The organism is Pseudoduganella buxea, assembly GCF_009720835.1.
Classification (GTDB): Bacteria; Pseudomonadota; Gammaproteobacteria; order Burkholderiales; family Burkholderiaceae_D; genus Rugamonas; species Rugamonas buxea.
In genome coordinates, this window is the sequence record NZ_WNKZ01000013.1 from 65,217 (window position 1) to 85,350 (window position 20,134).

The window sequence follows — 20,134 nt, forward strand, 5'->3', positions numbered from 1 at the left end:
CGAATCCCGAGCAAAATCAGCTACTTGGCTTCGGCCGCTGAAATGATCAACAGAATGATTATTGTGCAAAAGTCAGCATGGTAACGTGACCACACCGATACAGGGACGCCGGCCCGCCGCATGCCGCCGGCCGGGTGAACGAAGTGAATAACAAGATGGAGACGACGATGAAGAGAACCATATTGGCCACCTTGCTGCCGATCGGGCTGGCCGCGTACGCGTCAAGCGTGATGGCGCAGGAAGCATCGAAGGACAACTCAACGGACGGTATGACAGCGACTGCCACCTCCGGCGCATCCGGCGAGGCGCCCCAGGGGGCGGCACCCGACCCGGCCCAGGAAGCGGCCGTCAGCACGGTCGTCGTCACGGGCTTCCGATCGAGCCTGCAGAAGGCACTGAACCTGAAGGCCCAGGCCATCGGCGTGCGCGACTCCATCGTGGCCGAGGATATCGGCAAATTCCCCGAGGCGAACGTGGCCGAGTCGCTGCAGCGCGTGCCCGGCGTCATCCTGAACCGCGACGAAAGCTCGGCCGAAGGCCAGCGCATCTCGATCCGGGGCCTGCCCACCGAGTATTCCGTCACCACCCTGAATGGCGCGCCCGTCAACACCACGTCCACCAGCACCATCGGCAGCGCCGCGCGGGGCTTCAACTACGACGTCTTCGCCTCGGAGCTGTTCGGCCGCATCGACTTCTACAAGTCGCCGCTGGCCGAACTGACCGAAGGCGGGCTCGGTGGCGTGGTCGACCTGCAGTCGCCCCGCCCGTTCGACAATCCGAAACGCACCATCCGCTACGCCGTCACGGGCGCCTACAACACGATGTCCAAGCACGCCGATCCGATGGGCTTCGCGCTGTTCTCGAACACGTGGGGACCGGTGGGCTTCCTGATCGGCGTATCGCATTCGGCCAGCGTCAACAACCGCTCCGGCTTCGAGGCCACGGGCGGCTACAACAGCTCGGCGCAGGGCAGCCAGACCCCCGTCAGGGGCAATTTCGCGCTGGCGCTGGACTACGACAGCCCCCGCGCCAACCTGGGCGGCTACACCCGCGAACAGGTCGACAACGCGCTGCTGCCCCGCATCTACCGCTTCTACGGTTCGGCCAACGACCGCTCGCGCGACGGGCTGGTGTCCTCGCTGCAGTACAAGAGCGGCCCTTTCAACCTTTCCGTCGACACCATGTACTCGAAGCTGAAGAACCGGCGCGACGAGATGTATTTTGGCCTGCTGGTGCGCAACAGCCGCACCACCAACCGCAACGCGCCGGCCGGCCAGACGGGCAACAACGGCCTGATTCCCCTGAACGTGGCCATCGATGCGGGCTCGAACCTGCTGACGGGCACCTTCGGCAATTCGTCCTACAGCAGCGGCGTGACCTACAGCGAGGATGAAACAGCGTTCGGCTACCTAAGCCTGAACGGACGGTGGCAGGCCAATGAGCGCCTGGTCGTCACCGGGCAGGCCAGCATCAACGACAGCAAGGCCACCAGCTACCAGAGCACCCTGTCCGGCCAGATCTTCGGCGTCGATTCGACCATCGACTACGGCTCCGACCACGTCTACCCGTCACTCTCCTCGCCCGTCAGCTATACGGACCCGAACAACTTCCAGGGCTTCGGCATCGGCACGGGCTGGACCCGCGAAACGGACAAGGGCAAGCAGGCCAGGCTCGTGGCGGACTGGGATTACGATCTGCCGGGCGGGTGGAGCGGTCACCTGAAGGGCGGCGCCGTGTATGTCGAAACGACGAAGGGCATCAACAAGCGCAACGGCACCTCGCTGGCCACCGCACGCCTGAACGCGCTGGGGACGACGGGCCTGCGCGGCGGCATGACGTCCGACCTGCCCGTGTCGGAACTGGACATGGGCGGCGGCTGGCCGGCCCGGTGGGGCACCTTCTCGCGCGACTACACCTTCGCCACATTCAATCCACTCGAATTCAATCCCGAGTCCAGCTTCACGCCGGCGCAGAGCTTCACGGCGAAGGAAAAGATTTCGACGGCTTTCATCCAGTCCGACTTCAAGGGCAAGGTGGCCGGCAAGGACCTGCGCGTCAATGCGGGCGTGCGCTACTCGCGCACGGAAACGGATATCGCCAACTTCAAGCAGCAGGGCGCCAGCCTGGTGTACGCGCCGAACCGCGAGCAGGGCTCGTACAGCAACCTGCTGCCCGCCATCAGCGCCGCGCTGGATTTGACGGACACGCTGATGTGGCGGGCATCGTGGGGCAAGACCATCAGCCGCGCGTCGCTCGGCATCATCGCGGCGCAGACGGTGATCCCGAATCCCTTCGACAATACGGCCACGTCCGGCAACCCGAACCTGCGCCCGCAGCAGTCGAAGAACCTGGACACCAGCCTCGAATGGTATTTCCAGGAAGGGGGCCTGTTATCGGCGGCCGTGTTCCGCAAGACGTTGACCGATGCGACGGTGGCCAATACGTCGCAGACGACCTTCGGTGCGCTGGGCCTGCCCGACACGGCGCTGGGTGCGCTGTTCCAGGATGCGAACGGGCGCGTCGACCCGAACCTGCCGATGACCTTGCGCAGCTATACGAATGCGGGCGAACAGGTCCTGAAGGGCTTCGAGCTGGCCTACCAGCAGGCCTTCACCTTCCTGCCCGAACCGTTCAGGGGCCTGGGCGCGCTGGCCAGCTTCACCCATATCGACCCGTTCAACAGCGCCAGATGGATCAGTAACGGCGGGAGGGAGGTCAAGGTCAACTCGGTGCCGAAGTACGCATACAGCACCACTGCTTACTACGAGCGCGGTCCGCTGGCGCTGCGCCTGTCGTGGAACTACAAGGGCCGCTCGCTGCATGGCGACAATCCGCGCAACCTGGGTGACGACCTGATACGGTGGCGCGCCGCGCGCGGCTACCTGGACGGCAATATCAGCTACCGCTTCAACGACGCCATCGAACTGCGCATCGATGCGCTGAACCTGTCGAACACGCTGTCCTACGACTACTTCGAGGACGCGTCGGGACGCTTCGGCAGCGGCAGGAAGACCCGGATGGACTACGCCAAGTACGACGGGCGGACCATCAAGATCGGCATTCGCGGCAAGCTGTGAGGGTGCTCACACTTGCCGGGGTTTGCCTGGTGGCGATGCTGGCCGGCTGCGCCACCGGCGTGGCGGATGTGTCGCTCGTCGCCGTGGCGGAGGGCTGGGCGGACAACTCCGTCAACGCCGTCGCCTTCCGCCGCGATGCGCTCGTATCCCACGGCGACACCCAGTACATCGCGTTCTACGATCCGGAAGGGTACGTCGTGCTGGGCAAGCGCAAGCTGGGCACGACGGCGTGGCAGCTGGCGCGCACCCAGTACCGGGGCAACGCGCGCGACGCCCACAACAGCATCAGCATCACGGTGGACGGCGCAGGCAGGCTGCACGTGGCATGGGATCACCACAACGGGCCCTTGCACTATGCCCGCGCCGTGGTCCCGGGTGCGCTGGCGCTGGGCGCCGAACAGCCGATGACGGGACGGCACGAAGCATCCGTCACCTATCCGGAGTTCTACCGGCTGGCCGGCGGTGCGCTGCTGTTCCTGTACCGCGATGGCGGCTCGGGCCGGGGCAACCTGGTCGTGAACCGCTACGATCCCGCCACGGGCATGTGGACCCGCCTGCACGATAACCTCGTCAGCGGGGAAGGGCAGCGCAACGCCTACTGGCAGGCCTGCGTCGACGCTGCCGGCACGATGCACCTGTCGTGGGTGTGGCGCGAGTCGCCGGACGTGGCCAGCAACCACGACCTGGCCTATGCCCGGTCGAGGGACGGCGGCGTGACGTGGGAACGCACCGACGGCAGCGCCTATGCCTTGCCGGTGACCCTGGCCAGCGCCGAATATGCGCTGCGCATTCCGCAGAACAGTGAACTGATCAACCAGACGTCGATGGCGGCCGATGGCGCGGGCCGGCCGTATATCGCCACCTACTGGCGCGCGGCCGGATCGCGCGTGCCGCAGTATCACGTCGTCCGTCACACGGCCGGCGGCTGGCGCGATGTCGACCTGGGACTGCGCCATACACCATTCTCGCTGTCCGGTGCCGGCACCAAGGCCATTCCCGTGGCACGGCCCCGCATCGTCGCGGCGGAGCAGGGCAATGCGGGCGTGCTGCTGATCCGCGACGAGGAACGGGGCGGCAAGGCTTCGGCCGTGCTGCTGCACGACCTGGCAGCGCGCCGCTGGGCAGTACACGACCTGACCGATACGGCTGTCGGCGCCTGGGAACCCGGCATCGACACGGAACTGTGGCGGCGCACGGGCCAGCTGCACCTGTTCCTGCAGCACGTGCGGCAGGCCGACAACGAGGGCAGGGCGCCGGGCGCGCCCACGCCCGTGCGCGTACTGCAATGGCAGCCGCGCCTGTGACAACCTATCCGGGACAACGATGACACCGAACCGACAACGACGCCTTCTTACCACGGCCTTGCTGCTGGGCGGCGCGGCCGCCATGACGGGCTGCGCGACCACACCAGGAAACTCCACCGCCACGCGCACCGGCGTGATCGCCCTGATCGACAAGGTCAACGGCCACTGGCAGCGCACCAATGCCCCCACCGAGTGGTCGTTCTGGAACGTGGCGGCCTACCACACGGGCAATATGGCGGCCTACCGGCTGACGGGCAACGAGGCCTGGCGGCGCTACTCGGAGGCGTGGGCCGAGCACAATCGGTGGATGGGCGCGAAGTCCCTTGATCGCGCACGCTGGCAGCTGACGTACGGCGAGACCGACGAGCACGTGCTGTTCGGCGACTGGCAGATCTGCTTCCAGACCTACGCCGACCTGTACCGGCTGGCGCCCGAGCCGCGCAAGATCGCCCGCGCGCGCGAGGTGATGGAATACCAGATGAGCACGAGCCGCAAGGATTACTGGTGGTGGGCCGACGGCCTGTACATGGTCATGCCCGTCATGACGAAGCTCTACGCCATCACGGGCAACCGCCTTTACCTGGACAAGCTGTACGAGTACTTCGACCATGCCAACGGCATCATGTACGACGGCCAGGAAGGGCTGTACTACCGCGACGCCAAGTATGTCTATCCGGCCCACCGCAGCGTCAATGGCCGCAAGGACTTCTGGTCGCGCGGGAACGGCTGGGTCTTCGCGGCGCTCGCCAAGGTACTGGACGAGCTGCCTGCCGACGACCCGCACCGCGCAGCTTACGTGACGACGTTCCAGCGCATGGCGGTGGCGCTGAAGGCGGCCCAGCAGCCGCAGGGCTACTGGACCCGCAGCCTGGTCGACCCGGCCCACGCGCCGGGTCCGGAGACGAGCGGCACGGCGTTCTTCACCTACGGCCTGCTGTGGGGCATCAACCATGGCCTGCTCGACCGCGCGACCTACCTGCCCGCTGCGCGCCGGGGCTGGGACTACCTTGCCAATGTGGCCGTGCAGCCGGACGGGCGGGTCGGCTACGTGCAGCCCATCGGCGACCGCGCCATCCCCGGCCAGGTGGTGGACCAGAACTCGACAGCCCATTTCGGCGTCGGCGCCTTCCTGCTGGCCGCCGTCGAGATGGCGCGGCTGCTGGAACGACCCTAACTGGAGGAAGAAGAATGGAACGTCGACATTTCATGCAGGCGGTTGTGGCCGGATCGGCGGCCGCCGGCCTGCGAGGCAACGCGGGTGCCGCCACGCCTGCGACCAACATTGCCGGCGGCGGCGAGCGTGCCGCGCAACTGGCGCTGCTGCAGCGCATGGCCGAGCCGGTGCTGTCGCTGATGGCAGAGGGCCGGCTGAAGCAGCGCTTCACCCTGGAGCTGAGCCCCACGTGGGACGGGCGCGATCCGGCCGTGGCCTACCTGGAGTGCTTCGGGCGGCTGATCGCCGGCATCGCACCGTGGCTGGCGTTGCCGGACGACGACGGCGCCGAAGGCCGGATGCGCAAGCGGCTGCGCCAGATGGCCCTGGCCAGCTACACGCACGCGGTGGACCCGAAAAGCCCGGACTACCTGCGCTGGCAAGGCCACGGCCAGGCCCTGGTCGATTCGGCCTACTTCACCAATGCGCTGATGCGGGCGCCGCAGGCCCTGTGGGAGCCGCTGGATGCGGCCACCAAGGCGCGCATCATCGTCGAGATCAAGCGGCTGCGCCGCATCGAGCCGCCCTACATCAACTGGCTGCTGTTCGCGGCCATGAACGAGGCGTGGCTGCTGTCGATCGGCGAGGAATCCGACCCGATGCGGATGAACGGCGCCATCCGCAAGATCAACGAATGGTATGTGGGAGACGGCTGGATCAAGGACGGCGAAGCCTTCCACTTCGACTACTACTGCTCGTACGTGATGTATCCGATGCTGGTCGAGGTGCTGGAAGTGCTGGTGAAGCATAAGGGCCCGTTCTGGAACGCCAGGCCCGAGGAGCTGCTGGCCCAGGCGGTCAAGCGCATGCAACGCTACTCGGAACACCTGGAGCGCTTCATCTCGCCGCAAGGCACCTACCCCCCCGTCGGCCGTTCGCTGACCTACCGGACAGCCGTGTTCCAGCCCCTCGGCCTGCTGGCGTGGCGCAAGCAGCTGCCGCCGTCGCTGCCGGAAGGCCAGGTGCGCGCCGCCCTGCATGCCGTGCACCGCGCCGTATGGGACGCGCCCGGCAACTTCACCAAGGACGGCTTCCTCACCATCGGCTTCGTCGGCCACCAGCCCGAACTGGGCGACTGGTACTCCAACAACGGCAGCATGTACATCGCCTCGGCCGGCCTGCTGGCCCTGGGCCTGCCCGCCACGGACAGCTACTGGACGGCGCCGGCGCAGGACTGGACGCAAAAGAAGGCCTTCGGCGGCGCCAGGTTCCCGAAGGACTACCCGGTCAACTATTGATCGAAAAATCCGGGACTGTCCCGGATTAATCCAAGGCGGTGGCCAGCCCCGAAAGGGGCATGGCGCGCCGGGGGCAGCCGCGTTACCATCGGCGCATGGCTGTGCGCCCGGCCGGGACGGGTGCGAATTGACAGGAAACACCCATGGGAAAAACCCGACTCGAAGCCTTCAGCGACGGCGTCATCGCCATCATCATCACCATCATGGTGCTGGAATTGAAGGTGCCGCATGGCGCCACGCTGGAGGCCCTGGTGCCGCTGGGCCCCGTGCTGCTCAGCTATGTGCTGAGCTTCGCCTATGTCGGCATCTACTGGAACAACCACCACCACCTGCTGCACGCCGTGCAAAGCGTCTCGGGCGGCGTGTTGTGGGCCAACCTGCACCTGCTGTTCTGGCTGTCGCTGATCCCCTTCGTCACGGGCTGGATGGGCGAAAACCATTTCGCCACCTTGCCCGTGGCCGCGTATGGCGTGATCCTGTTCATGTCATCGGTGGCCTACATGATCCTGGTGCGCTTCCTGACGCGCCACCAGCGCGAGAACGCGGCGCTGGCCCGGGCCATCGGCTCGGACCGCAAGGGCCATGCCTCGATGGCCCTGTATGCGGTGGGCGTGGCACTGGCCTTCGTCCACCCGTGGCTGGGCTTTGCCGTCTACTTCGGCGTGGCGCTGCTGTGGTTCATTCCCGACCGCCGCATCGAGCAGACCGTTCACACGGCGTGAGAAGGCGCCGGCGGCACGGTGGCGGGCGCGGACCACGACATGGCCGTCAGCAGCACCAGGGTCGCCAGCGGCAGCAGCAGGCACCAGAAGCCGGTGCTGCGGTAGCCGTAGCCACCCAGGATGCAACCGAGCGCGAAGGCCAGCATGGGCCAGCCGAAGCGCACCAGCTTCTCGCGCACGGCGGGCGAGCCGTGGCCCGTCAGGCAATCCGTCACGTTGATCAGCATCTCCGTCACATTGCCCGTCATGACGGTGGTGGGCGCGATGCGGGAGAACACCAGCTTGCCGGCGGCATTGTGGATGCCCATCGCGGCGGCGCCCAGCATGCCGGCGGCCAGCACGATCGGCGCGGCCGGGTCCACCACGGCGTCGGCCATGACGGCGGCGACCATGAAGGCGGCCAGCAGCAGCAACTGGGAGCCCAGCAGGGGCCGGATGGCATTGATGGCGCGTCGTTCGCAGGCGTTGGCCAGCAGCCGTGCACCGATCACGCCAGCGGCGAACGACGGGAAGGCGAGGAACTTGAGCAGCAGGACGCCTTCGGCGGACTGACCCAGTTCGGTGCCGATCAGGACGAAGTTGCCCGTCACGTGGGCGGTGAACAGGCCGAACAGGCCGACGAAACCGGCCGTGTCGACATAGCCGGCCAGCGCGGCCAGGCTGACGCCGAGGAACATGTCGCTGGGTTTGATCTTCATGGTGGGGACTTTCAGGAATAACGGAAGGGACGGTGGAGCGGGCAATGCGGTCTTGCCGTGCAGGGCGTGCCGACAACCGTGCTGCTGCCGGCGCGCCCGTGTTCAGGCGGCGATCAGGACTTCAGGAAGGCCAGCAGTTCGGCATTCAGCTTGTCCTTGTGCGTCACGGGCAGGCCGTGCGGTGCGCCTTCGTAGACGGACAGGCGGCCCTGCGGCAGCAGCTCGACGGCGCGGCGGGCGGTGGCCGACAGGGGCACGATCTGGTCGTCGTCGCCATGCACCACCAGGGTCGGGATGGTCATCTTCTTCAGGTCTTCCGAGAAGTCCGTTTCGGAGAACTGCTTGATGCAGGCGTAGGCGGCGCGGATGCTGCACTGCATGCCCTGCAGCCAGAACGTTTCGCGGATGCCGGCCGAATCCTTCGCGCCTTCGCGGTTGAAGCCGAAGAACGGCGTCGTCAGGTCCTTGAAGAACTGGGCGCGGTCGGCCTTGACGCCGGCGCGGATGCCGTCGAAGACTTCCATCGGCACGCCTTCCGGATTGTTCGGGCCCTTCAGCATCTGTGGCGTGACAGCGCCCACCAGCACGGCGCGCGTGACGCGGCCGGTGCCGTGGCGGCCGATGTAGCGGGCCACTTCGCCGCCGCCGGTCGAGTGACCGACCAGCATCGCGTCGACGATGTTGAGCTCATCGAGCAGGGCGGCCAGGTCGTCGGCATAGGTGTTCATGTCGTTGCCGTGCCATGGCTTGCTCGACAGGCCGTGGCCGCGGCGGTCATGGGCGATGACGCGGTAGCCATGCTCGGCCAGGAACATCATCTGGTCTTCCCAGGCGTCGCCCTGCAGGGGCCAGCCGTGGCTGAAGACGACGACGGGACCGTCGCCCCAGTCGGTATAGCGGATCTGCGTGCCGTCGCGCGTGGTGACGGTATTGATGGTGTGGCTGGTGCTCATAAAATATCCTTTCGATAACGGGTTGGCGGGCCGGCGCCCGGCGGATGCCATGCCGGCGCGACCTTGTCATTGTCGGCAAGGGACTTGCCAGCGTCTACCCGGCCATAAGTACGGGGTGACCGCCCCCCGGCCGGCGGAGCGGCCATGCCTCGGATGGGGGCAGGGCGCCACGGCAGGGCGCCGCTGTGGTACAAAGGCGCTGTTGCCACTTTTTCCAAGCAGGAGTCACCATGTCCGGTTTCAGCATCAACCTCGAACAAAAAACCCTCGCCAACATCACCTTCCGCAGCGTGCTGTATACAACGGAGCGCAGCCAGCTGGTCGTCATGGCGCTGCAGCCCGGCGACGAGATCGGCGAAGAACGCCATGAAGGCCACGACCAGTTCATCCGCGTCGAATCCGGTCACGGCCAGGCCATCCTGGACGGCGAAGTGCACAAGCTGGAGGACGGCGTCGCCGTCGTCATCCCGGCCGGCACGACGCACAACGTCATCAATACGTCCGACAGCGAACTGCTGCACCTGTACACCCTGTACACGCCACCGGAACACCCGGACGGCATCGTCCACCAGACCAAGGCCGAAGCGGACGAATACGAAGCCCAGCACGGTCACTAAAAAACCGGGGACAGCCCCCTGTTTTGAAGCAAGCTTGCCCGGAAACAGGGGACTCTCCCCGGTTTTCGGCAGCGTTTCCCCAGCACCCACCCCCGGGTGCTGTGCACTTTCCGCAACGCCCCTCGCTCCCTTGTGCTGGCCAAATGGTTACGCATATCAAACCCCCAAAGTACCGTTAAATCTCGCCCTGGATCGGTACGCATGACACCATAACTCACGCTTTCACGGCTAATGGTTGCGGTTAACAATTGATGTTAATAGATGTTGACTTTGCTATTTCCGCCTCCTACACTCGAATCGCTGCGTTACCGAAGGCCACACTTCGGGGCGCCGCCACCAGAAAAAAACAGGAGACAAAATCATGTTGCAGAACCATCGAGCGGGCGCCGTGCGCACCGTGTTCGGCCTCACCGTCATGGCCGGCCTGATCGCCCAGGCCTATGGCCAGGAAAGCGTCGCCACCGCCCCCACTGCCGCCCCGGCCAGCGCCACCAGCCCTGCCGACAGCGATCCTTCCGGCGCACTGCAGACCGTCAAGGTAACGGGCTTTCGCAACAGCCTGCTGTCGTCGGCCAAGGACAAGAAGGAAGCCGTCGGCTTCCAGGATTCGATCAACGCCGAGGACTTCGGCAAGTTCCCCGACAAGAACCTGGCCGAGTCGCTCAGCCGCGTTCCGGGCGTGCAGGTCACGCGCGACGTGACAGGCGAGGGCATGACGATCCAGATCCGCGGCCTGGGTTCGAGCTTCACGAAGATCCTGTTGAATAATTCGCCCATCGCAGTGGCCTCGTCCGGCCCGATCGACGGCGCCAATACGAACCGCGAGGTCGACCTCGACCTGCTGCCCACCGACCTGTTCACCAAGCTCACCGTCAGCAAGAGTCCGACGGCCGGCCAGATCGAAGGGGGCGCCGCCGGCGTCGTCAACCTGCGCAGCGCCCGCCCGTTCGACAAGGAAGGGCGTCAGCTGGCCGTCAGCCTGACGGGCACCAAGCAGCAGATCGCCGACAAGGCCGGCCTGCGCGGCTCCGTGCTGGCCAGCCAGACGTGGGACGGCAAATTCGGTATCCTGGGCGGCATCTCGTTCTCGCGGCAGGAAGCGCGCACGCGCGGCTTCGAGACGGTGGGCTGGACCAATCCGAACCTGACGGCCGCGCAAAGCAGCAGTGGCACGCGCAACAACACGGGCGGCGGCAACTGGACCATTCCCGCCACCGTGCCTGCCAACGCCGGCAACGGCCTGGTGCCGGGCACCGTCATCGACCATGCCTTCCTGCTGGCGCACAACCCGGGCCTGTCGATCGGCCAGATCGACAACGCCATCGTGCCGCGCCTGGGCCGCACGATGGAGTACTACGGCACCCGCGACAAGATCTCCACCGTGTTCGCGGCCGAGTACCGGCCGCTCGAGAATCTGCACTTCTACCTGGACACGATGTACAGCAAGAAGGACGACGACATGCAGCGCAACGCCTACACGTGGGCCGTGCGGAATAACGCGTCGATCCCGCTGAACATGCAGGTCGACCGCAGCGACTGCAGCGACGGCTGCGTCGTCACGGCCGGCACCTTCGCCAACGCACTGAATTTCATCGAGTTCGGCCCGCGCCGCGACAAGGTCGACCTGCTGGGCATCAATCCCGGCGCCGAATGGAAGATCACGCCCACCCTGGTCCTGGACGCCCAGGCCAACTGGAACCGCAGCCGCTTCACGCACATGGCGCCCACCGTCATGCCGATCACGGCGCCCAACAGCGGCAATACCGTCACCTATGCCAACAACGGCGGCGTGCCGTCGATCGTATCGAGCCTGGACCTGAACAACCCGGCCAGCTACGGGTGGACCGGTGGCCGCGTGAATATCCAGAACGAGCTGCGCGAGACGGAAACGAAGGGCTTCCACACCAACCTGGCCTGGGGCGACAAGAAGCTGACCGTGCGCGGCGGCTTCGCCTGGGACGATATCGACCGCACCATCCGCGCCCAGGACAACTCGGCCGCATGGCAGGCCGCCGTCTGCGGCAACAACCCCACCGTGTTCCTGCAGGGGCCGAACGGCGCGCCGCCCTGCAATGGTGCCAGCACACCGGGCGCCAGCGCCGCCGCGCTCTACCCGGGCTATGGCACGGGCTACACCGCCGGCCAGAACGCTGCGCTGACCTACCAGGGTTCGCTGATCCCCAACGCCGCGCTGCCGGGCTACCTGGTGCCCGGTCCGTACGGCCGCCTGGCGCTGGACTGGGACCGCTTCCGCACGGATTCGAACTTCGACTACTACAACAGCACCGCCCCCGATTCCGGCGCTTCGTCCACCGGTGCCAGCGCGGGCTACATCCGCGAGAAGTCGAAGGCGATCTACCTGGAGGCGAACGGCGAAGCCCAGCCGCTCGGATTCGGCCTGCGCTGGAATGCCGGCGTGCGCTATATCCGCACCAACCAGCAGGTAGGGTCGTTGAATTCCGTCTCCGATCCGCGCAATGCCAACCTGACCCTGAACGGCAGCAAATACCCGAACCTGAGCCAGTGGGTGTACCAGGACTCGGACTACAGCAACACGCTGCCGTCGGCCACCGTGGCGGTGGACCTGCGCAAGGACGTCGTGTTCCGCGCCGCCGCCTCGCGCAGCATGACGCGGGTCGACCCGAACGCGCTGCGCCCGGGCATCAACTTCTCGTCCGTGTCGGCCGACGTGGGCACGATGGGCAACCCGGCCCTGCAGCCCTACCTGTCCGACAATATCGACCTGGGCGTGGACTGGTACACGGGCCGCGAAGGCTACCTGTCCGTGACGGCCTTCCAGAAGCGCATCAACGGCTTTACCGTCAACGAGAACATCTCGATGCCGTTCTCCGCGCTGGCGGCGTATGGCATCAACTACGGCACCCTGATCCCGGCGCAGCAGCTGGCCATCGATTCGCGCGGCGGGCCGGAAAACGCCACGGTCGTCATGACGCGGCCCCGCAACGCGGATGGCATCCTGCGCATCCGCGGCCTGGAAATCGGCTGGGTCCAGCCGCTCGACAAGTGGCTGCCATGGCGCGGCTTCGGCTTCAACGAGACGCTGACCCTGATCAACCAGCGCGCCAGCGGCGAAGGCAGCAGCGGCTTCATCGCGCTGGGCGTGCCGAAGAAGACGAACAACCTCAGTGTCTACTACGAAAACAAGGGTTTAATGGTGCGCCTGATGCACACCTACTCGCAGGGCAGCCAGGTGGCCACGGCCAACCAGAGCGGCATCACGAATGCGGCCCTGTACGGCGACGACTACAAGCAGCTGGACTTCTCGTCCAGCTTCGAGCTGGACCAGATCTTCGATCGCGACAACCTGCCCATGCTGACCTTCGACATCGTCAACCTGAACAAGGCCAAGCGGCGCGGCTACTTCCAGTTCGCCAACGCCACCATGTCGCAATACGATCCGGGCCGCACCTTCGCACTTGGCCTGCGGATGAAGTTCTGATGGGGGGCCGTCATCCCGGGACGCTGCTGCGGGCCGCACTGTTCCCCTTGCTCGTCGCGGCGACCCTCGGCGGCGCTGCCTGCGCCGCCGAGGCGCCAATCCCGTCGCTGCGCACGCAGGGCAGCACGAAGCAGCTGATCGTCGACGGCAAGCCCTTCCTCGTGCTGGGCGGAGAGCTGTACAACTCGTCCGCTTCCAGCCTGCCGTACCTGGACAAGCTGTGGCCGCAGTTGAAGGCCGTGGGCCTGAACACCATCCTGGCTCCCGTCGAATGGGACCAGGTCGAGCCGGTCGAAGGCCGCTTCGATTTCACGGTGCTGGACGGCATGCTGAAGCAGGCGCGCGCCAACGACACGCGCCTGGTACTGCTGTGGTTCGGCGCGTGGAAGAATTCGATGTCGACCTATGTGCCGGCCTGGGTCAAGCGTGACAACACCCGCTTTCCCCGCGCCCGCAACCGGGCCGGCGAACCGCAGGATATCCTGACCCCGTTCGGCGCCGCCACCCTGGCGGCGGACAAGGCGGCCTTCGCGGCGCTGATGCGGCACCTGCGCCAGGCCGACCCGCAGCGGACCGTGCTGATGGTGCAGGTGGAGAACGAGATCGGCATGCTGCCCGACGTGCGCGATTTCAGTCCCGCCGCCACCGCCGCGCTGCGCGAACCGGTCCCGGCCCGGCTGCTGCAATACCTGCGTGCCAACCGGGCCCGCCTGCATCCGCAGGTGCGCAATCTGTGGGAAGGTGCCGGCGCGCGCGAAGCGGGCACCTGGGCCGACGTGTTCGGCACGTCGATCGACGCGGATGAGGTATTCCAGGCCTGGCACTACGCCACCTTCGCCGAAGCGCTGACGGCTGCCGGCAAGGCGGAATATCCGCTGCCGATGTTCGTCAACGTGGCGCTGAACCGGCCCGGCAAGAAGCCGGGCGAGTACCCCAGCGCGGGCCCGCTGCCGCACCTGTTCGATATCTGGAAGGCGGCCGGGCCGTCGATCGACCTGATCGCCATCGACACCTACTTCCCCAACTTCACGCACTGGGCGCGCCAGTTCAAGCGGCCGGACAATCCCCTGTTCGTGCCGGAAGCGAACCGCGCCGGCCGGCAGGACCTGGGCGCGAACGCCTTCTGGTCCATCGGCGAACTCGATGCGATCGGCTTTTCGCCTTTCGCCATCGAGAACATCCGCGACCCGAAGGGCGACGTGCTGCCGCCGGCCTATGCGCTGTTGCGGCAGATGGCACCGGAAATCCTGGCGGCGCAGGGGCAGGGCCGCATGCGCGGCTTCCGGCCGAACGTGTCGTACGACGGCGTGGTGGAAACGAATAACGTGCAGGTGACGATGGGCGCCTGGCTGCTCGACGTCAGCTTCGCCAACCAGTGGGGCAAGACGGAAAGCGCGGAATACGACTCGCGCGGCGGCCTGGTGATCCAGGCGGCGCCGGACGAATTCTACGTGGCCGGGCGGGGCATCACGGTAACGTTCAAGAATCCCGGCGGGCCGATGGAGGGTGTTGGCATCGAGAAGGCGACCGAAGGGACGTTCGTGGATGGGCGCTGGCGCGAAGGGCGCTGGCTGAACGGCGACGAAACCCACCAGGGCCGCCATATCCGGCTGCCGGGCGACGAGTTCACGGTGCAGAAGGTGAAGCTGTACAAGTACCGCTGAGCGGGTCGTGGCGCCGGCGCGTCACTGCCGCCGGATTTGCGTGACGGGCAGGGCGACCCGGCGCAATATGACGGGGAGCGCCGCCGGTACGGTTTTCCGCCTTGCCCGGCGCCGACGGGAGGCGCCATGAACCTGCCAGGTCCTGCACTGCGGTTATTCCCCGGCCGTTTTCTGGATGTACTGCTTGTCGTGCTGCTGGCTGCGCTGCTGGCCATGACGGCCGGTTGCGCGGGCAACCGGACCCAGTTCCATGAACTGGCGCTGATCGGTCAGTCGTCCGAGCAGCAACGGCGCGAGCTGACCCTGGCCTTCGATGCCTATATCGTCGGCATCGAAAAGGACAATGCCAGCCGGGTCGGCCGCCTTGCCGACTGTCCCGGCGCCCCCGGCGGCGACTGCCTCGCCATCGATGCGCCATACCTGCGCGAACGGCCCGACCTGCGCGATGCGCTGCACGGCAAGTACGCGGGGCAGCACCGGCCCACCTACGTTTCCCATATCGCCCGCTTCGGCCCGTCCGGCCAGGTCTGCTTTCTCTACAATGTCTACGCCGCCGGCGATGCCTGCGCGCCCCTGGCGCTGACGGTGGCACCGGCGCAGCCGCTGGTGGCACGCAGCTGGCAGGCCCTGGCCACCTTGGGCCGCGACGTGGAGCGCCTGACGGCCGAGCGCCGATTCAGCCATGTGATCGTCTACACGATGGGGTGGAATACCTACCAGCCCGAAGCGCTGCGCAATATCCGTGACCTGGCAACGCGCCTGCGCGAAGCGGCCGGCGGCGATCCGGCATTCCGTCCGCTGGTGCTGGGTGTGACGTGGCCGTCGACGGGCGATCCGGCCTTGCCGATGGCCGATTTCGGCATCAAGGCCAAGGACGCGGACGAAGTGGGCGCCGTCTGGGAAAACATCCTGCTGAATCGGGAGCTGCGCCGCGCCAAGGCGGCCGGCGGCTTCCGGCTGATTGTCGTCGGCCACAGCTTCGGCGCCCGCGCCGCCACGCGCGCCGTCTTCAGCGCGCCGCTGGTAACGGCTGCGCCCACGCCCGTGGTGGACCTGGTGGTCAGCCTGCAGGGTGCCTACAGCTACCAGCGCTACCTGGCCACGGATGCCGGCGGTGCCGAAGGACGCGAGGGCGCGCCGTACCGCGATTTCGCCAGCCTGGCCGGCCCCGTCGTGCTGACGGCTTCGCGGCACGACACGGCCGTGACCCAGGCTGGCCACGCCCGCTATTTCGTCGGCTCGCAGGCGGCATTCGACGAGGCGAGAGCAGGCCCTCATGGCGCCCGCTTCCTGGCGGCGGCAACCGCCGAGGATGGCCGTGTCCCGGCACTGGCCTGCGTACCGCAGCGGGTGCTGTGGATCGATGCCTCGTCCGTCATCAAGGGCAATCAGGCCGGCACCGGCGGCGGCGCCCACAGCGCCGTCTATACGCCGGAGATCGGCCGGCTGGTGTACCAGCTGATCCGCAGCTGCGCCAGCTGATCCGGCCTGGCTGCGGGGGCGTCGCCGCTTGCCGTTGCGCCGTGGCTTCTCGAACCAACCCTCGGACCTGGAGCCGGAATGGAAGCGCTTATCGCGATAATTTCAGTGTTACTGATTAAGCTGACAGCAATGATTGCCGGGTACAAGATCGTCTGTCTCGGTCACGATTCCCTGGTGCGGGGATTGAAAGGCGAGTTTGTCTTCACGGGCACGGTCGGAAAGGAGCGGGGGCTGATGCTGAAAGGTGCATCGCCCGGCCTGTTGTTCGTTCTGCTGGGATCGCTCCTGATTGCCTGGGCGATGTATGTGGACAAGCCGATTTCCTGGGAAAAGATCACTACCGAGTTCAGTACGCCGGTGATCAGCAGCAAGCCCGATATATCGGAGAAAGGCGCGAAATGAAAATTCTCAGCATGCTTCTCGCAGCAGCTGTCTGCTGTGCCAGCACCGGCGCCGATGCGCAGAATGCGACGCCCAGGCCGGCGACGGTGGCCGACTACATGCGGAAAGCCGATGAACAATTTTCATCCGGCCGTTACCTCGACTTCGTCGGGACGTGCAGGCAATGGGAAGCATTGCGCAAGGACTTTTCCGCTTCCTATAACATCGCCCTCGGTCTTCTGCATGCGGGCGATGTGGCAGGTTCGAAAGCAAAGATTGCGGAAATTGCCGCTGCGGGTCTCAATGCCGAGCAACGGGAGAAGATCGACCAGTTGCGGCAGGATGTTGTTGCTCGCGAACGTCATGCTGCGACCAGGCGGAGCGTCGTCACGGGGTCGGTGATCATGTCGCGAGGGCCCCTGTATGCGCAGAGCGCGGCGCAGGTCGATGGAAGCCCACCCAACCGGAGCGGGGCGTCCTTGGGATTGAAGCCGGAGCACGCGGACGACTTTGTCGAGGGCCTGAACAGAATGCAGCTCGAACAGGCCGGCTACGACGCAGGCCCAAGGGTCTCATCCAGGCCGATGGACTTGCCGGCACCTGTGCAAGAAAGCGAGGCTCGATAACCGCGGCACCCAGCCTGTCGCCGTGGACGCCGACCGCATGCGGGTATACGCGGGCGACTGCTTGCCCGCCGGGATCGGCAAGGGCCGCCCAGACGTTCAGAACAGGGTGCGCTGCCGGCTGGTCAGCTGGCCGAAGCTGTCGCCCAGGAAGGGCAGGATGGCGTCGGCCACCGGTTGCAGCTGCCGTTCCAGGTAGTGGGCGTAGTCGATGGCGGCGCGGCGCGTCTCCAGCGGTTCCGGTCCGGCCGTCGTCATCAGGTAGCGAATCCAGCCCCGGTTCTGGTACTGCAGCGGGCGGCCCCGGGCGGCGTTGAACTCGTCGGCCAGGCGGGCCGCGCGCACGTGCGGCGGCACGTTGCGCTCGTATTCGTCGAGCGGCCGGCGCAGCCGCTTGCGGTAGACCAGCAGCTCGTCCAGCTCACCGCGCAGGGTACGCTCGGTGTAGTCGCGCACATAGTCGCGGTACGGCTCGCCCTTGAAGACGCGGCGGAACAGCTCCTGCTGGAAGCCCTGTGCCAGCGGGGTCCAGTCCGTGCGCACCGTCTCCAGGCCCTTGTAGATGATTTCCTCGGCACCGTCCGGCTTTACCACCAGGCCGGCGTAGCGCTTCTTGCTGCCTTCTTCCGAGTCGCGCACGGTCGGCATCAGGAAGCGGCGATAGTGCGTTTCGTACTGCAATTCCAGCGCGCTCTCCAGGCCATATTCTTCGCGCAGGTGGACCCGCCACCAGTCGTTGATATGGGCAACGAGCGAGCGGCCGATGCGGTCCGCTTCCTCGCCATCCATGCCACGTTTCAGCCAGACGAACGTGGAATCCGTGTCGCCGTAGATGACGGGGTAGCCTTCGTTTTCGATCAGCTCGCGCGTGCGGTGCATGATCTCGTGGCCCCGCATCGTGATCGACGTGGCCAGGCGGGGATCGAAGAAGCGGCAGCCGGAGGACCCCAGTACGCCGTAGAAGGCGTTCATGATGATCTTCAGCGCCTGCGACAGGGGCTTGTTGTGTTCGCGCTTGGCGGCCTCGCGGCCCTCCCACACCTGGCGGACGATGGCGGGCAGGCAGTGCCTGGCGCGGCTGAAACGGGCGCCGCGGAAACCCGGCACCGTTTCCGGTACGGCGCCCTCCTGCTCCAGGCGCAGCCCTTCGACCAGGCCGACGGGATCGATCAGGAAGGTGCGGATGATGGACGGGTACAGGCTTTTATAGTCCAGCACCAGCACCGAGTCATACAGGCCGGAACGGGAATCCATCACGAAGCCGCCCGGGCTGTCCTCGTTCGGCACGTCGCCCAGGTTCGGCGCGACGAAGCCCTGGCGGTGCATCAGCGGCAGGTACAGGTGCTCGAAGGCTGCCACCGAGCCGCCGCTGCGGTCGGCCGGCAGCCCCGTCACGCTGGCCCGTGCCAGCAGGAAGTCGAGCAGCTGGGTGTGGGCAAAGATGCGCGTCACCAGCTCGCAGTCCTTCAGGTTGTAGCGCGCCAGGGCCGGCTTGTCCTCGGCGAAGCGGCGGTCGATCTCGGCCATGCGGTCGTAGGGATTGTCGATCGCCTTGCCTTCGCCCAGCAGGGCCTGCGACACGTGTTCCAGGCTGAAGGAAGGGAAGCTCCACGTGGCCGAACGCAGCGCCTCGATGCCGTCGACGATCAGGCGTCCCGCCGCGGCGGCGAAGTAATGCTGCTGGCGGCCGTGTTCGCGCCACTCCATTGCGCTGCCGTCGCGGCCCAGGCGCAGCGCCATCTGGTAGCGTTCGGCGTGCTGGCGCAGCACGCGCAGGTCGAACTGGATGACGTTCCAGCCGATGATCACGTCCGGGTCGTGGCGTTCGAACCAGGCATTGAAGCGCTCCAGCAGCTGCGGGCGGCTGTCGCAGTATTCCAGGTCGAAGTCGACGTGGGAAGCGTCGCCGTTCGGTGGCCCCAGCATATATACCTGGCGCTGGCCGCAGCCTTCCAGCGCGATCGAATACAGCTCGCCGTGCGCGGTGGTCTCGATGTCGAGGGAGGCAAGGCGCAGCGCGGGACGGTAGCCGCCATCGGGCTTGAGCTGGACATCGCGCACGATGCCGTCGGCGCCGGCTTCGCCGTCGAAGGCGACGGGGGCCGTGATGAAGCGTTCCATCAGGTAGCGCTCGGGCGGGCGCACGTCGCCTTCGTAGACGTCGACGCCGTGTTCGCGCAGGCGCTTTTCCAGCTTCATCAGCTGGCGATAGTGGCGGCAGTACAGGCCCAGCACGGGGCGGTGGCGGAAGTCCCGCAGGTCCAGCGGACGCAGCTCCCACCCGCGTTCGCCGCGCAGCACCCGTTCGGCCGTGTCGCGCTGGGCCGCAGGCACGAAGGCCACCGACGTCTGCGGCGGCAGGCGCAGGTGGCGCGGGCCGGCATCGGTGGCCAGCCACAGGTCGACTTCGGTGCCGTCTTCCGTGTCGCGCCAGTGGCGGGTCAGGAGGAAGCCCTGCTGTAATGTGCTCACGCGCGGTGCCCGGATCGTAAGGAGATGACAAGACCGGTAGTTTACGGCAAGCGCCGCGCTACTGCCAGTGTCCTTGCCAGTATCCCCGCCAGCATCAGCGCTGGCGCCATTCGACCCGGTTGCGCCCCGCATGCTTGGCGCGGTACAGCTGGGCGTCGGCGGCGGCGAACAGCTCGGCCGCCGTCTCGCCCTCGGCCAGCGTGGCGCCGCCCGCGCTGAAGGTCAGCACG

The 20,134-nt window shown here is 66.6% G+C and carries 15 protein-coding genes; 11 read left to right on the forward strand and 4 right to left on the reverse strand.

Going from position 1 to position 20,134, the window contains the following annotated elements; genetic code table 11:
• The first annotated feature begins 167 nt into the window (after positions 1–167).
• The 5 genes from GM672_RS07240 to GM672_RS07260 all read left to right on the forward strand — a co-directional run bounded on the left by GM672_RS07240 (position 168) and on the right by GM672_RS07260 (position 7,554).
• Positions 168–3,077, forward strand: a complete 2,910-nt coding sequence (locus GM672_RS07240) for a TonB-dependent receptor (protein WP_155469857.1) — start codon at positions 168–170, stop codon at positions 3,075–3,077.
• A 2-nt stretch (positions 3,078–3,079) separates the two neighbouring features.
• Positions 3,080–4,381 (forward strand): BNR repeat-containing protein, encoded by a 1,302-nt coding sequence (locus tag GM672_RS07245; RefSeq protein WP_229427672.1) that lies wholly within the window; start codon positions 3,080–3,082, stop codon positions 4,379–4,381.
• A 19-nt stretch (positions 4,382–4,400) separates the two neighbouring features.
• Complete coding sequence (locus GM672_RS07250; protein WP_211517336.1) at positions 4,401–5,555, forward strand: glycoside hydrolase family 88/105 protein; 1,155 nt, start codon at positions 4,401–4,403, stop codon at positions 5,553–5,555.
• Between the two features lie 14 nt (positions 5,556–5,569).
• Positions 5,570–6,832: a DUF2264 domain-containing protein gene (locus GM672_RS07255; RefSeq protein WP_155469858.1), complete on the forward strand. Its 1,263-nt coding sequence runs from the start codon at positions 5,570–5,572 to the stop codon at positions 6,830–6,832.
• 143 nt (positions 6,833–6,975) lie between these two features.
• Positions 6,976–7,554: a TMEM175 family protein gene (locus tag GM672_RS07260; RefSeq protein ID WP_155469859.1), complete on the forward strand. Its 579-nt coding sequence runs from the start codon at positions 6,976–6,978 to the stop codon at positions 7,552–7,554.
• On the opposite strand, the gene GM672_RS07265 is transcribed toward GM672_RS07260, so the two are convergent.
• Positions 7,542–8,252 (reverse strand): YoaK family protein, encoded by a 711-nt coding sequence (locus tag GM672_RS07265; protein WP_155469860.1) that lies wholly within the window; start codon positions 8,250–8,252, stop codon positions 7,542–7,544. The genes GM672_RS07260 and GM672_RS07265 overlap by 13 nt on opposite strands.
• Before the next feature lie 113 nt (positions 8,253–8,365).
• Positions 8,366–9,256 carry an alpha/beta fold hydrolase gene (locus tag GM672_RS07270; protein WP_371867040.1) on the reverse strand — a complete coding sequence of 297 codons (891 nt, stop codon included), beginning with the start codon at positions 9,254–9,256 and terminating at the stop codon, positions 8,366–8,368.
• 179 nt (positions 9,257–9,435) lie between these two features.
• On the opposite strand from GM672_RS07270, the gene GM672_RS07275 reads away from it, so the two are divergent.
• From GM672_RS07275 to GM672_RS07300, 6 genes are all read left to right on the forward strand, one after another.
• Positions 9,436–9,822 carry a cupin domain-containing protein gene (locus tag GM672_RS07275; RefSeq protein ID WP_155469862.1) on the forward strand — a complete coding sequence of 129 codons (387 nt, stop codon included), beginning with the start codon at positions 9,436–9,438 and terminating at the stop codon, positions 9,820–9,822.
• A 361-nt stretch (positions 9,823–10,183) separates the two neighbouring features.
• The gene (locus tag GM672_RS07280) at positions 10,184–13,282 is read left to right on the forward strand and encodes a TonB-dependent receptor (RefSeq protein WP_155469863.1); all 3,099 of its coding nucleotides are present in this window, start codon (positions 10,184–10,186) and stop codon (positions 13,280–13,282) included.
• Positions 13,282–14,946: a GH35 family beta-galactosidase gene (locus tag GM672_RS07285; RefSeq protein WP_155469864.1), complete on the forward strand. Its 1,665-nt coding sequence runs from the start codon at positions 13,282–13,284 to the stop codon at positions 14,944–14,946. The genes GM672_RS07280 and GM672_RS07285 overlap by 1 nt, the downstream gene beginning before the upstream one ends.
• A 126-nt stretch (positions 14,947–15,072) precedes the next feature.
• Positions 15,073–16,428, forward strand: coding sequence for a hypothetical protein (locus GM672_RS07290; protein WP_155469865.1), 1,356 nt, complete (start codon positions 15,073–15,075; stop codon positions 16,426–16,428).
• Positions 16,429–16,506: 78 nt separating this feature from the next.
• Entirely contained in the window at positions 16,507–16,830 is a 324-nt protein-coding gene (locus GM672_RS07295; RefSeq protein WP_155469866.1) for a hypothetical protein, read from the forward strand.
• The gene (locus tag GM672_RS07300) at positions 16,827–17,435 is read left to right on the forward strand and encodes a hypothetical protein (RefSeq protein ID WP_155469867.1); all 609 of its coding nucleotides are present in this window, start codon (positions 16,827–16,829) and stop codon (positions 17,433–17,435) included. The genes GM672_RS07295 and GM672_RS07300 overlap by 4 nt, the downstream gene beginning before the upstream one ends.
• A gap of 96 nt (positions 17,436–17,531) precedes the next feature.
• On the opposite strand, the gene GM672_RS07305 is transcribed toward GM672_RS07300, so the two are convergent.
• Both GM672_RS07305 and GM672_RS07310 read right to left on the reverse strand, forming a co-directional pair.
• Positions 17,532–19,904: a DNA polymerase II gene (locus GM672_RS07305; RefSeq protein WP_229427671.1), complete on the reverse strand. Its 2,373-nt coding sequence runs from the start codon at positions 19,902–19,904 to the stop codon at positions 17,532–17,534.
• A gap of 94 nt (positions 19,905–19,998) precedes the next feature.
• On the reverse strand, positions 19,999–20,133 hold the full coding sequence (locus GM672_RS07310) for a diguanylate cyclase domain-containing protein (protein ID WP_371867041.1): 135 nt from the start codon (positions 20,131–20,133) through the stop codon (positions 19,999–20,001).
• Position 20,134: the final 1 nt, after the last annotated feature.

Excerpts from the sequence above, each read along its gene's own strand:
- GM672_RS07270 (WP_371867040.1), bottom strand. The coding sequence starts at position 9,256 with ATGGCATCCGCCGGGCGCCGGCCCGCCAACCCGTTATCGAAAGGATAT.
- GM672_RS07275 (WP_155469862.1), top strand. The coding sequence starts at position 9,436 with ATGTCCGGTTTCAGCATCAACCTCGAACAAAAAACCCTCGCCAACATC.
- GM672_RS07285 (WP_155469864.1), top strand. The coding sequence starts at position 13,282 with ATGGGGGGCCGTCATCCCGGGACGCTGCTGCGGGCCGCACTGTTCCCC.
- GM672_RS07255 (WP_155469858.1), top strand. The coding sequence starts at position 5,570 with ATGGAACGTCGACATTTCATGCAGGCGGTTGTGGCCGGATCGGCGGCC.
- GM672_RS07290 (WP_155469865.1), top strand. The coding sequence starts at position 15,073 with ATGAACCTGCCAGGTCCTGCACTGCGGTTATTCCCCGGCCGTTTTCTG.
- GM672_RS07265 (WP_155469860.1), bottom strand. The coding sequence starts at position 8,252 with ATGAAGATCAAACCCAGCGACATGTTCCTCGGCGTCAGCCTGGCCGCG.
- GM672_RS07295 (WP_155469866.1), top strand. The coding sequence starts at position 16,507 with ATGGAAGCGCTTATCGCGATAATTTCAGTGTTACTGATTAAGCTGACA.
- GM672_RS07300 (WP_155469867.1), top strand. The coding sequence starts at position 16,827 with ATGAAAATTCTCAGCATGCTTCTCGCAGCAGCTGTCTGCTGTGCCAGC.
- GM672_RS07280 (WP_155469863.1), top strand. The coding sequence starts at position 10,184 with ATGTTGCAGAACCATCGAGCGGGCGCCGTGCGCACCGTGTTCGGCCTC.
- GM672_RS07260 (WP_155469859.1), top strand. The coding sequence starts at position 6,976 with ATGGGAAAAACCCGACTCGAAGCCTTCAGCGACGGCGTCATCGCCATC.
- GM672_RS07250 (WP_211517336.1), top strand. The coding sequence starts at position 4,401 with ATGACACCGAACCGACAACGACGCCTTCTTACCACGGCCTTGCTGCTG.
- GM672_RS07240 (WP_155469857.1), top strand. The coding sequence starts at position 168 with ATGAAGAGAACCATATTGGCCACCTTGCTGCCGATCGGGCTGGCCGCG.